The sequence below is a fragment of the Faecalibacterium sp. OM04-11BH genome, assembly GCF_003482185.1.
In the GTDB taxonomy this organism is placed as follows: Bacteria; Bacillota; Clostridia; order Oscillospirales; family Ruminococcaceae; genus Faecalibacterium; species Faecalibacterium tardum.
The window spans coordinates 102,614-114,325 of sequence record NZ_QULS01000001.1; the positions used below are offsets into that span (position 1 = coordinate 102,614).

The window sequence follows — 11,712 nt, forward strand, 5'->3', positions numbered from 1 at the left end:
ATGTCTAGCATATTTACACCACTTTTTATAGAAAGTAGTAGTGCCACATATACTAGTAGGTAAAGAAGGGTGGGAAAACTATGTTCGGGGAACGGCTAGCTGAACTTCGCAAGTTAAATGATGACACGCAGCAAATCCTTGCAGATAAGATTGGCTTTTCGGTCTGGGCTGTCCGTGCATGGGAGCAGGAAAAGAACTTGCCTCCTAGTGACGCGCTGCTTGCCATCTGCAAGCTCTACGGCACCTCCGCCGACTACCTGCTGGGCCTGACCGACATCGACCCCTCGGACGAAGCCCGCAAACAGCGCCAGCGCCTGACCGAAGAAGAACAGAACGAGATGCACCGCTACGAAGAATATCTGTTGTGGAAACGCAAAAAATAAGCCGCCCAGCGAGACCGTAAGGTCGCTGGGCGGCTGTTAATTTTAGTGTTTTTGTCCAAAAATGCTTTTCTAAAATGTAAAAAGAGTCCAATCAAAACGTATCGACAAGAATCCACCAGAATGCTATAATAATATGTATCAAGTAAGGAAGTGGTGATGGGTACGGTTCCTCATGTCATGCAGATTGTTAAGGTATACGATGCTGGTGTTACTATGCCCCTTTCATGCGTATTATCCACTAACAATTCATTGGCTGTTGTTAAATACCCTTTTAACCCTTTAGGAAATCATGTTCTTATTAATGAATGGGTAGCCTATAGTATTGCCAATATTATATCTGCTCCTGTCCCACCATTCGGTTGCTGCCTCTTGGACGACAAGAGCGAATATGATGCTCGTTTTTTAAAGGCCGTCGAATTTGGTAATATTTGCTTTGATTCTCAAAACTTCGGTCTATGTTTTTTCTCATCTTTAGTTTCAAAGGCAGTTCCCATGGATTCTATTTATTTTCCTGTGATGAGAAATGCTGCAAATATTAGCCTTATGCTCCTCTTAGACTACATTGTTTGCAATGTAGATCGTCATTCAGGAAATGTCCTTTTCTCATCAGAAGATAGAAATTTTTATGCAATTGACTACAGTAATATTTTTAATTCTCAGCGTGGTTGGAACGCAACCACGCTAAAACAAGAAATTCTTGCAAAGGATTATACAGGCATTCATCTCCTGGATAAAAAAGGCAATGGAGAGGTGTACAATACTTTTCAACCTGTACTACAATTAGAAAATCTGTACACTGATGCACAATCTATAAAACAGATACTGACATATGATGCTTTAAAGTCTGTAATTGACTCTATCCCGTCTGCATGGAACAATTTTATAACATCAGATGAAAAGTTACTGCTATGCGAGTATCTGTATAATCGAGTTCAAAACATCAACGTTTTCTGTTCGTCTGTAGAACAAGGAGGGAGGTAATTGTATGTGTGAAAAGAAACTAAAATATTCTATCTTACAATATTCGCCTTCGCTTGTTTCTGGCGAAAGCATTAATCTTGGTGTCTTAGCTGCATCAGATGTTGAACCTTTTGTTGATTTTATTCCAACAAAGAAGATGACTCGCATTGCAGAATTCGATGATAGCTTAGACTTGGATATGCTGAAGCTCATCCTTCAGGGCATAAAAAACAAGGCAAGTATTACATTGGAAAATTACGATAAAATTTTCGATATTCAAAAATTCGTTCAATTTTATTGTAACGAATATCATTTTAGCAGAATAATGACTTTTTCCTACCATGATTTCGATTCAACTTTGGAAGAATTATTCCGCATGTATCTTCCGCAGGATTTTGCTAAAGAAAAGCGTCCTTCTCATGCAGAAGAGCTTCAATTCATGACCAAAATCCTCAAAACGGGTAATGTAGATTTCAGGCGGAATGTCAGAGAATGGGGAAGTTATTCTGAACCTATAAGATACGATTTTCGAATTAACAATTATGGCATCAAACTATTCTGGCTGAATGGAAAAGATCTCAACCGCATAATAACCAGTGTTAAAGCGTGGGCATGGAATTGTCAGCATTCACCTAAAGATGTTAAGACTGTTATTATCTACAATTTCAATTCAGATGAATCCGCTTCCAAAGAACTTCAGATGATCCTTAATATTTTTAAAGACAGTAGCGATTGTATTTATTCGTGGACCGATGGACTTAAATGGCTTGACACTTTATCAGAACTTCCAGATGTATAAATAATCTGAAATACCCGATTCTTAGCAGCAAGATAAAACTACTAAGAATCGGGCATTTTTATATCATCGTTACAATATACTTTCTTAGCCCATCCTCCATCCGAATGCCATACTTCTCATCCACCTTTTTGAAGTACGCCTTCATCGCATCCAGCGAAATCTCTGCATGAGAAGTTTCGTCCGGCAGAAATCCCTTCCGGGCATCCAGCCAAGGGGCTTCTTTGTGGGTGATGCTTTCCAGAACCTTTCCGCTGTACATACCAAAGGTATCCAGCACCCGGTCTACCACTTCTTTGGCCTCCGGGTTGAGCGGCAGTGCGCTCTCCTTCAACGGCACAAAGGGGGCATCAAACAGCGGTTTGTCGTAAATCGCTGCATAGTTGCCCTGAATATAATACAGCAACAATAAAGCCGCTGACAGTCTGCCGCTCGCAGAATCCATCAGTGGGTTTCATGAGTCTTCAAATCCCCTAGACACAAAAAATCGGCACCCGCTTTTCAGCGAGTGCCGATTTTGTTACCCTATAGTGCGCTTTGATTTTTGGCGTAAGTGGCGTAAGTTTGGCGTAAATCCGCTTTTGCGCGCTCCAAAAATCAAGGATTCATGCGGTTTTTAGGCAGTTATTAGTACATGCCGCCCATGTCACCGCCGGCAGGTGCGGCGGGAGCCGGGGGTTCCGGCAGGTCAGCAACAAGGCTCTCGGTGGTCAGCACCATCTCAGCGACGGAGGCTGCATTCTCCAGAGCGGAACGGGTGACCTTGGTCGGGTCCACGATGCCAGCAGCGATCATATCCTCGACAAAGACCTCGTTCTGGGCATCGAAGCCGTAGTTGGGCTTGTTGGCAGAGACGATCTTGTCGATGATGACACTGCCCTCCAGACCGGCGTTCTTGGCGATCTGGCGCAGAGGAGCCTCCAGAGCCTTCAGCACGATCTTGGCACCGGTGCGCTCGTCGCCTTCCAGCGTGTCGCACAGAGCGCGCACAGCGGGGATGGCATTGATGGGAGCGGTACCGCCGCCGGCCACAACACCCTCCTGCACAGCTGCCTTGGTAGCGTTCAAAGCATCCTCGATGCGCAGCTTCTTGTCCTTCATCTCAACTTCGGTAGCAGCACCGACCTTGATGACAGCCACGCCGCCGGCCAGCTTAGCCAGACGCTCCTGCAGCTTCTCGCGGTCAAAGTCGCTGGTAGCGGCCTCAATCTGGCTGCGGATCTGAGCAATGCGGGCTGCAATGGCGTCCTTGTCGCCTGCGCCGCCCACAATGGTGGTGTTCTCCTTGGTCACCTTCACCTGACGGGCATGGCCCAGCATCTGGACGGTAGCGTCTTTCAGCTCATAGCCCAGATCAGAGGAGATCACGGTGCCGCCGGTCAGGATAGCGATATCCTGCAGCATCTCCTTGCGGCGATCACCGAAGCCGGGGGCCTTGACGGCCACAACGTTCAAGGTGCCGCGCAGACGGTTGACGATCAGGGTGGACAGAGCCTCGCCCTCGATATCCTCAGCCACGATCAGCAGCTTCATGCCGTTCTGCATCACCTGCTCCAGCAGGGGAACCAGATCCTGAATGACGCTGATCTTCTTATCGGTAATCAGGACAGCAGCGTTGTCCAGATCGGCCACCATCTTGTCGGTATCGGTGACCATATAGGGGGTCAGGTAGCCGCGGTCGAACTGCATACCTTCCACGATCTCGTTGTAGGTCTCGGCGGTGGTCTTGTTCTCCTCGATGGTGATAACGCCGTCAGAGGTGACCTTTTCCATAGCCTCGGCGATCAGACGGCCGATCTCGGGGTCGCCGGCAGAGATGGTGCCGACGCGGGCGATATCGTTGCTGTCCTTCACCTTCTGGCTGTGAGCCTTGATGGTCTCCACAGCGGTGGTAACAGCCTTGCTCATGCCGCGGCGGATATCCATGGGGTTGGCACCGGCGGTAACATTCTTCATGCCCTCGTTGACCATGGCCTGTGCCAGCACGGTAGCGGTGGTGGTGCCATCGCCTGCAGCATCGTTGGTCTTGGTTGCAACTTCACGCACCAGCTGTGCGCCCATGTTCTCGAACTCGTCCTTCAGCTCGATCTCTTTTGCAATGGTCACGCCATCGTTGGTGATGACCGGTGCGCCGAACTTTTTGCCCAGCACCACATTGCGGCCCTTGGGGCCGAGGGTGATCTTGACGGTGTTAGCCAGGGTATCAATACCAGCGCACAGTGCCTTGCGGGCGTCCTCGCCCTGCTTGATCTGCTTTGCCATAATAAATCGCTCCTTTATAATGCAAACTCAATTGAAAAGGGAAAGCTTAGTCTTCCACAACAGCCAGAATATCGCTCTGGCGCACGATGGTGCACTCTTCACCGTCCACCTTGACCTCAGTGCCGGAGTACTTGCTGGTGAGGACCTTGTCGCCGACCTTGACGGTCATCTTGACTTCCTTGCCGTCCACGACACCGCCGGGGCCTACCGCGATGACCTGTGCCACCTGCGGCTTCTCTTTTGCGCTGCCGGTCAGGATCAGGCCGCCCTTGGTGGTCTCCTCGACTTCAACAGTCTTAATGACAACACGGTCTGCAAGAGGAATGATCTTCATAATTCTTGCCCTCCAATTATATTGAATTTATTTGAAACTTTGTTGCGTCCTACGGAGGCTTTGTGTATGCTCCGCAGTGGTTTAGCACTCTTTTTCTCTGAGTGCTAAGTGTATTGTACTCATCTTGCCCTGAAAAATCAAGGGGTTTTGCAATTTTTCTTTGTTAAGAATTTATGACGACCAAAAATCGTACCCTGCCACGTAAAAAAGACGCAGCCGCTGCACAATTTTTGCACAGCGGCTGCGTTCTGTTCCGATGGTAAGGTTTGCGGCAGTGCTTTTTATCTTACGCCTGCTTTTTTGGCGGTAAAGCGCTGGTAGGCGGGCAGCGGCAGCAGCACGCGGCCTGTCAGCGGCTGCACCTGTACTGACACCTGCTTGCAGGGGGCGCACTCGCCGTCCACGGTGGCAATGATGGGCCCACGGTCATCTGCTGCCCGCAGACTGACCGATTTTGCGCGGCGGTAGATAAAGTAGGGCTTTGCGGCCTCGGTCAGCTGGCCATTTTTAAAGTGCTGACCGTTTTTGTACAGCATCAGCAGCTTTGCAATGACCCGACGGCTGACCTTGCGCACGATGAACACATCCAGCCAGCCGTCATCCGGCTGTGCCTCCGGCCCTGCCATGAAGCCGCCGCCGTAGGCGCGGCCGTTGCACACTGCGCACATCAGGCAGTCCACGGTCAGCACCTCGCCGTCAATGACGTACTCCACCCTGCGGCCGATATGCCCGCACAGCTGCTGGACAATGGACAGCGCATAGGCTGCCTCGCCGCCGCACAGCGGGATGCGCCGGAACTTGGGGATGCCGTAGGCCACCTGTGCATCCAGACCGGCGGCGCAGATGGTGGCAGAAAGCCCCAGACTGGTGCGCATCAGGTCGATGGGCACTGCCCCGCCGGCCAGCTGGGCGTCCAGATCCAGAAACTCTTCCTTTGTACCGTAGGTGCGCAGAAAGTCGTTGCCGCTGCCATAGGGCAGACAGCCCACGGCGGTTTTATCAAAGCCGTGGGCACCGGTGAGTGCCTCGTTGAAGGTGCCATCACCGCCGGCGGTAAAAACGCGCAGCTCTACCCCGGCCTTTTGGGCAGCAGCGGCGGCTGCGCGGGACAATTCCCGGGCGTGGCCTGCGTGGGTGGTGACGCGGATGGTGTAGTCCTCCGGGGCAAGCCCGGCACCGGCAGCTGCTGCCGCGATCTGCTGCGGCAGGGTGCGGGTACAGTCGGCCTTTCCGGCTGCGGGGTTGAGAAGAAACAGCGTGTGCATCGGGGTCCTCCGTGTTGTAACTCTATTTCCTCTATAATAGTCGAAAACCGTGCCGGTTGCAAGCAAAACCGGTATTTTGCTGTTTTATTACAGGGTAACCGTTTCATCCTCCCGCAAAACGATGCTGCCATCGGCGGCGCATTCTGCTGTCCAGTGCTGCCCCACGCAGGCAGTTCCGGCGGCAATGCGGTTTGCAAGCGCCTGTTCCACTGCTCTGTCCACCTGACGGCGCAGCTCCCGCGCACCGTAGGCCGATTGCGCCCGGGCAGCCAGTGCCGCCCCCACCTGCGGAGTGTGGCGCAGCCGGTAACCGCTGCGGGCGGCGCGCTGCTCCAGCTGGCAGAGCATTTTTTCTGCAATAGCGCAGAGGTTTTCCTCTGCCAGCGGGCGGAACACGATCACTTCATCCAGCCGCCCGAGCAGCTCCGGCCGGAACCACTTTTTGGCTTCCTCCACAGCCTGTGCGGACTGCTTTTCAAACACCGCTTCTGCCCCGGCGGCAAAGCCCAGCGGCGCGTTCTGCCCCGCTAAGAAGCGTGCGCCCAAGTTGGAGGTGAGCAGCACAATGGTGTTGCGGAAATCTGCCTTGCGCCCCATGGCATCGGTCAGCTGACCATCCTCCAAAATTTGCAACAGGATATTCTGGATATCCGGGTGTGCTTTTTCGATCTCGTCAAACAGCACCACACTGTACGGGCGGCGGCGCACGGCTTCGGTCAGCTGACCGCCCTCATCGTGGCCGAGGTAGCCCGGCGGTGCGCCCAGCAGCCGGGCGGCGGTGTGCTGCTCCTGATATTCCGACATATCAAATTTGAGCAGCGCTTTCTCGCTGCCAAACCAGCTGACCGCCAGTACCCGCGCCAGTGCGGTCTTGCCCACGCCGGTAGGCCCTAAAAACAGCATAGCACCGATGGGCCGCCCCGGCTCGCCCAGACCGGTGCGGCTGCGCCGGATAGCCCCGGCCACCGCAGCCACTGCCCGCTGCTGGCCGACGATCTCGGCGTTCAGACGGCTTTCCAGCTTGTCCAGCCGCTCCCGCTCCTGTTCGCCCACCCGCTGGGCGGGCACGCCGCTGGCCGCTGCCACCACCCGGGCGATGTCCTCCGGGCTGAGCACCGGCTGGGTGCGCTGCTCCTTTTCGGCAAGGATGCGCGCCGCCGCACAGGCTTCGTCCACAAGGTCGATGGCCTTATCCGGCAGACAGCGGCCGGGCAGATACCGCACCGAAAGCTCCACCGCCGCCTGCAGGGTCTGCGGCGGCAGTCGCACGCCATGATACCGCTCGTAGCGGGGCGCAAGGCCGTTGAGGATCTCCACCGCCTGCGCGGGGGTGGGTTCTTCCACCTGCACCCGGCCAAAGCGGCGTTCCAGCGCGGCGTCCTTCTGGATGTGGGTGCGGAACTCCTGATTGGTGGTGGCGCCGATAAGTTGCAACTCGCCCCGGGCAAGCACCGGTTTTAAGATGCTGGCAGCGTCAATAGCACCCTCGGCGGCACCGGCTCCCACGATGGTGTGGAACTCGTCGATGAACAGGATGGCAGTGCCGTCCCGCACCAGCTCTTCCAGCAGGTTTTTCAGACGCTCCTCAAAATCGCCCCGGTATTTGGTGCCCGCCACCAAGCTTGCCATATCCAGCGCCAGCAGCCGCCGCCCTTGCAGCGCTCTGGGCACCTGCCCGGCGGCAATGCGCAGCGCCAGACCCTCGGCCAGCGCCGTTTTGCCCACGCCCGGCTCGCCGATCAGACAGGGGTCGTTTTTCTGGCGGCGGCACAGGATCTCCACCATGCGGTCAAGCTCCGCTTCCCGGCAGAACACCGGGTCCAGTTCTCCCTCGGCGGCACGGCGGGTCAAATCGCGGCAATATTTATCGCTGGCGCGGCTGCCCCGGGGGATGCTGGCCGACACCCGGGGCTGGGCGGGCAGCACGAACTGTCCGCTCAGCTGACGGCACTCCCGCACTGCCTCGGTGAGCGAAAGCCCCATCTCCGCCAGCAGCAACCCGGCGGCGCAGCCGTCATCTTCCAGCATGGCGCAGAGCAGGTGCTCCGGCTCTGCCCGGCTGACGTGGGCGTTCTGTGCCCCGATGAGCGCATAGTCCATGGTGCGGCGCAGGTCCGGTGCCATGGACTGCCGGGTCAGCCGCTGTACCGGGGCGCTGCGCCGCTGCGCCAGCTGGCGGCGTACCTCTGGCTCGGTGATGTTTTTCCGGGTGAGAAACTGCGCCGCAGCGCCCTGCTGCCGCAGCATTGCCAGCAAAAGGTGGCTGGTATCTGCCTGCTCACAGCCCAGATCCCCCGCCAGCTGCACCGCCTGCTGCAGCAGCCGTGCCGCCGGACGCGAAAAGCCCCGGTAGCTGCCAATACCCAGATTTTCCCAAATGCCCATGTGTCTGCTCCTTGCTGCATATAAAATCGTCTGCACTGGAAGTATAGCCCCAAAGGCGCAGAAAAAATCAGTTGTTTGTGTCGGGCGGCAGAAAAGTAAAAAACGATCCGCAGTGGTTGCCGGGGGCGCGGATGCGTCCGGCTGCTGCGGATCGTTTTTTGAGATTTTATCTTGCGGGGAACGTTTTCAGAACGAACCGCCTCCGCCGCCGTGGGTAGTGCCGCTGGAGGAGGTGTGGGTGGAGCTGCCGCCGGAATCGCTGGAGCTGGACTCCTTTGGCCGCTCGGTGCGGTGCACGTCACGGTACAGGAACAGATCCCGCTGGTTGGTCAGCTTCATGCTGCCCTGCCGCACATAGCTGGTTGCGTCCCGCTGCGGTGCCACGCTCTTGAGCCGGCTCTTCATCACGCCGGTCACGATCAGTGCAGTCACCAGACCAATGACCAGCGCCAAACCCAGATACAGGATTGAGAGGGGCTCATGCGGCATATTGTCCACATCGTAGGGGTGGCCTTCGCGGGCGGCGGTAACATACGCATCCGTCCACTGGATAAAGGTGCGGAAGGCAGCGGCGTAATCACCGTCTGCCATATCGGGGGTCATCTGCTCGCCAAGGTACTGGATGCCGGCATCCGTAAAGGCGGTAATGCCGTAGCCGCAGGTGGAGATATGCCATTTGCGGTCGCCTATGCTTACCAGCAGCAGCACGCCGTCCCGGTTTTCACCGTAGCCGAACTGGCAGTAGTCGTACAGGTCATCGGCGTATTCTTCCATGCTGGTGTAGCCCTCGCTTTCCAGCGAGTCGATGGTGGCAACGACCACATCAAAGCTCTGGCGGACGCTCAGCTCCTCCAACGAAGCTTCCAGCTCGCCGTCCTCATCCTCGGTCAGAACTTCCGCGCTGTCGTTCACGCGGTAGTACAGGTCGGCAAAGCCGTCTGCGGCAAAGGCCGGCACAGCCAGCGCCAACAAAAGCACCAGTGCGGCCAGCGCAGCGCAGAGGGAGCGCAGCGGGGTAACAGTCTTTTTCATCTTCCGTCCCTCCTTTACAAAATACCGGCCAGCCACAGCAGCCACATCACCGCATAGGATGCGGCACCAACGGCTGCTGTAAGACCCAGCGTCCACTTGCGGGCAGCGGCCTTATCCACCGGCAGGTTGCCCACAAACTTGCCGGTCTGGCCGTTCATGGCAAAAATGTAGTTGTTGCCCTGCCAGCTGGTGCTCAGCAGCCAGACCGGGAACAGCGCATACTTTGCCTTGCCGCCATGCAGCTGAATGCTGCTGTTCTCCATTTTCACGGAGTCGTAGCCGGTAACGGTCTGGGTAAAGGCGTCCTCAGTGGACTGCCGGATACGCTCGTTGGCGCGCTTGATGCTCTTTTGGGCGTCCACATCGTACTTATCGGCCACATAGCCCGCCAGATACGCGGTCTTGAAGGGCACGGCATCGCTCATGGTAAACGGCTCGATGGATTCCATCAGGTCGTCCTCCATCTTGGAGGAGCCGTCCACCGGAACCGCGTCAAAGCCCAGCACACCATCCCGGCGCACAGAGTAGTAGCTGGTCTCGGTGTAATCATAGTCATCATCCGACCAAAAGCGGGTGCGGGTGGCGGTAAAGCGCAGCTGAGCATCGGCGTCGCTGTCGTACAGCCAGAAGGGCACATACACGCCCTTGATCTCGTCGATATGGTTCTGGCTGCGGAACACCTTGGGCAGCAGGGTCTTGCCCTTGAGGTGCTCCTGCAATTTTGCCTTGGCGGCCTTTTTGTCCAGCTTGAAGGGGATGATCAGGTCGGGGCGCAGGTCTCCGGCAAACTGTCCGGTCAGCACGATGGGGTTGCCGCAGAAGGGGCAGGCCGAGGCGGCCATAGTGTCGTCGCCCACGATCTCGCCGCCGCAGCTCTTGCAGACATAAGTATGCAGACCGGCGGTCTCGCCCTCTGCCCAGCTGCCGCCGGGGGTGGCCCAGTTCATCTTGCTGGGCTTTTGGTCTTTCAGATCTTCATCGTAGCCCTTCAGTGCGTCCACCTCAAACTCGGTGTCGCAGTAGGGGCATTTCATCTTCTGGGTGGTGCTGTCGAACCGGATCGCACCATCGCAGCAGGGGCACTTATATTCCAGCATTCCTGCCATAGTGTTTCCTCCTGTAGTCTGCGGGGCAAGGGCTTATTTGCTTTTCTGCCCTGCCCCGCAGCGTGATCGGTTATTGTGCGGCGGGCTGTGCGCCGGGTTCAGCTGCGGTCGTTGTCGTCAAAGGGGTCGCCGCACTCCGGGCAGAACTTGGGCGGATGTGCGGGGTCTGCCGGCTCCCAGCCGCACTTGTCGCACTTATACTTGGGGGTACCGGCAGGCTTGGGTTTACCGCACTCGGAGCAGAACTTACCCTTGTTCACGGCGCCGCAGCTGCAAGTCCAGCCCTCTGCTGCCGCCGGGCGGGGCTTGCCGCACTCCGGGCAGAATTTGCCAGTAACGGTAGCACCGCAGCTGCAAGTCCAGCTGTCCGCAGCGGGCTTCGGTTCCGGCTTTTTGCTGCCGCATTCCGGGCAGAACTTGCCGGTGGCGATAGCGCCGCAACTGCACTTCCAGCTGTTGGTGGCAGAAGTCTGCTGCTGGGGTGCTGCAGGCTGCTGCCCCATGGCGAACAGGCTCTGGGCGTTCATGCCGTTTGCACCGGCTGCCATGCCCATGCCCATAAAGCCGGTCATAGCACCGGCGGTGTTCCCTGCAGCAGTCTTCATGGCGTCGATCTGACCGCCCACCAGACGGGCTGCGGCGGTGGTGGGATCGGTGGTCATGGCGTTCTCTTCCCACTCGGTGATCTTTTTCTGCTGCTCCTCCGGGATGGACAGGGAGTTGATGTTGAAGGAGAACACCTCAATACCGCGCTTCTTGCGCCAGACGTTGGACAGCTGCTCGTTGAGGGCGTCCGAGATCTCCAGCGTGTGGGCGGGGATCTCATAATACTGCACCTTGTTGGCAGAAAGGGTGGCCAGCGCCGGCTGCAAAGCGTTCATCAGCTCACTTTTCAGGCGGGGAGCCAGCTCCGAGGCGTCGTACTGGTTAGAAACGTTGCTGCACACGTTGGTGTAGAACAGCAGCGGGTCGCAGATGCGGTAAGTAAAGCTGCCGTTGCAGCGAATATTCACCGAGAGCTTATAGCCCCGCTCCTCGCTGACCACCACGCGGAACGGGATGGGGGTGGCAGTGCCGTACAGGATCTCGCCCAGCTCCTTGGTGTTGATGTAGTACACCCGCTGGTCCTTGCCGGTGTCGCCGCCGTAGGTAAAGCGCTTGGCTACGGTCTGGAAGGTAGCAGCCAGAC

General features: G+C 56.5%; 11 protein-coding genes. 3 read left to right on the forward strand and 8 right to left on the reverse strand.

Translation table 11 applies throughout. From position 1 onward, the window contains the following. Window positions 1–80 precede the first annotated feature (80 nt). The 3 genes from DXB44_RS00455 to DXB44_RS00465 all read left to right on the forward strand — a co-directional run bounded on the left by DXB44_RS00455 (window position 81) and on the right by DXB44_RS00465 (window position 2,142). Complete coding sequence (locus tag DXB44_RS00455; RefSeq protein WP_118657350.1) at window positions 81–383, forward strand: helix-turn-helix transcriptional regulator; 303 nt, start codon at window positions 81–83, stop codon at window positions 381–383. Window positions 384–539: 156 nt separating this feature from the next. After that, window positions 540–1,364, forward strand: coding sequence for a HipA family kinase (locus DXB44_RS00460; protein ID WP_118657351.1), 825 nt, complete (start codon window positions 540–542; stop codon window positions 1,362–1,364). Window positions 1,365–1,368: 4 nt separating this feature from the next. Further along, complete coding sequence (locus DXB44_RS00465; protein WP_118657352.1) at window positions 1,369–2,142, forward strand: DUF3037 domain-containing protein; 774 nt, start codon at window positions 1,369–1,371, stop codon at window positions 2,140–2,142. Between the two features lie 58 nt (window positions 2,143–2,200). On the opposite strand, the gene DXB44_RS00470 is transcribed toward DXB44_RS00465, so the two are convergent. The 8 genes from DXB44_RS00470 to DXB44_RS00505 form a co-directional block, all read right to left on the reverse strand. Further along, window positions 2,201–2,584 (reverse strand): type II toxin-antitoxin system antitoxin SocA domain-containing protein, encoded by a 384-nt coding sequence (locus DXB44_RS00470; protein WP_243110992.1) that lies wholly within the window; start codon window positions 2,582–2,584, stop codon window positions 2,201–2,203. Window positions 2,585–2,766: 182 nt separating this feature from the next. Continuing rightward, window positions 2,767–4,401, reverse strand: a complete 1,635-nt coding sequence (gene groL / locus DXB44_RS00475) for a chaperonin GroEL (protein WP_118657353.1) — start codon at window positions 4,399–4,401, stop codon at window positions 2,767–2,769. 46 nt (window positions 4,402–4,447) lie between these two features. Then, complete coding sequence (locus DXB44_RS00480; RefSeq protein WP_005923585.1) at window positions 4,448–4,735, reverse strand: co-chaperone GroES; 288 nt, start codon at window positions 4,733–4,735, stop codon at window positions 4,448–4,450. Window positions 4,736–5,016: 281 nt separating this feature from the next. Next, on the reverse strand, window positions 5,017–6,000 hold the full coding sequence (locus DXB44_RS00485) for a diacylglycerol kinase family protein (protein ID WP_118657354.1): 984 nt from the start codon (window positions 5,998–6,000) through the stop codon (window positions 5,017–5,019). A gap of 87 nt (window positions 6,001–6,087) precedes the next feature. Further along, window positions 6,088–8,385 carry an ATP-dependent Clp protease ATP-binding subunit gene (locus tag DXB44_RS00490; protein WP_118657355.1) on the reverse strand — a complete coding sequence of 766 codons (2,298 nt, stop codon included), beginning with the start codon at window positions 8,383–8,385 and terminating at the stop codon, window positions 6,088–6,090. Window positions 8,386–8,571: 186 nt separating this feature from the next. Next, complete coding sequence (locus DXB44_RS00495) at window positions 8,572–9,417, reverse strand: TPM domain-containing protein (RefSeq protein ID WP_118657356.1); 846 nt, start codon at window positions 9,415–9,417, stop codon at window positions 8,572–8,574. Window positions 9,418–9,431: 14 nt separating this feature from the next. Further along, window positions 9,432–10,523, reverse strand: coding sequence for a hypothetical protein (locus DXB44_RS00500; RefSeq protein ID WP_118657357.1), 1,092 nt, complete (start codon window positions 10,521–10,523; stop codon window positions 9,432–9,434). Window positions 10,524–10,621: 98 nt separating this feature from the next. Next, window positions 10,622–11,712: SPFH domain-containing protein (locus tag DXB44_RS00505; RefSeq protein ID WP_118657524.1), on the reverse strand; the 1,091-nt coding region annotated here is incomplete at its 5' end.

Bases quoted from the DNA above. Each gene is read 5' to 3' on its own strand.
- DXB44_RS00455 (WP_118657350.1), top strand. From the start codon at position 81: ATGTTCGGGGAACGGCTAGCTGAACTTCGCAAGTTAAATGATGACACG.
- DXB44_RS00490 (WP_118657355.1), bottom strand. From the start codon at position 8,385: ATGGGCATTTGGGAAAATCTGGGTATTGGCAGCTACCGGGGCTTTTCG.
- DXB44_RS00460 (WP_118657351.1), top strand. From the start codon at position 540: ATGGGTACGGTTCCTCATGTCATGCAGATTGTTAAGGTATACGATGCT.
- DXB44_RS00470 (WP_243110992.1), bottom strand. From the start codon at position 2,584: ATGGATTCTGCGAGCGGCAGACTGTCAGCGGCTTTATTGTTGCTGTAT.
- DXB44_RS00500 (WP_118657357.1), bottom strand. From the start codon at position 10,523: ATGGCAGGAATGCTGGAATATAAGTGCCCCTGCTGCGATGGTGCGATC.
- DXB44_RS00465 (WP_118657352.1), top strand. From the start codon at position 1,369: ATGTGTGAAAAGAAACTAAAATATTCTATCTTACAATATTCGCCTTCG.
- DXB44_RS00485 (WP_118657354.1), bottom strand. From the start codon at position 6,000: ATGCACACGCTGTTTCTTCTCAACCCCGCAGCCGGAAAGGCCGACTGT.
- DXB44_RS00480 (WP_005923585.1), bottom strand. From the start codon at position 4,735: ATGAAGATCATTCCTCTTGCAGACCGTGTTGTCATTAAGACTGTTGAA.
- DXB44_RS00495 (WP_118657356.1), bottom strand. From the start codon at position 9,417: ATGAAAAAGACTGTTACCCCGCTGCGCTCCCTCTGCGCTGCGCTGGCC.
- groL (WP_118657353.1), bottom strand. From the start codon at position 4,401: ATGGCAAAGCAGATCAAGCAGGGCGAGGACGCCCGCAAGGCACTGTGC.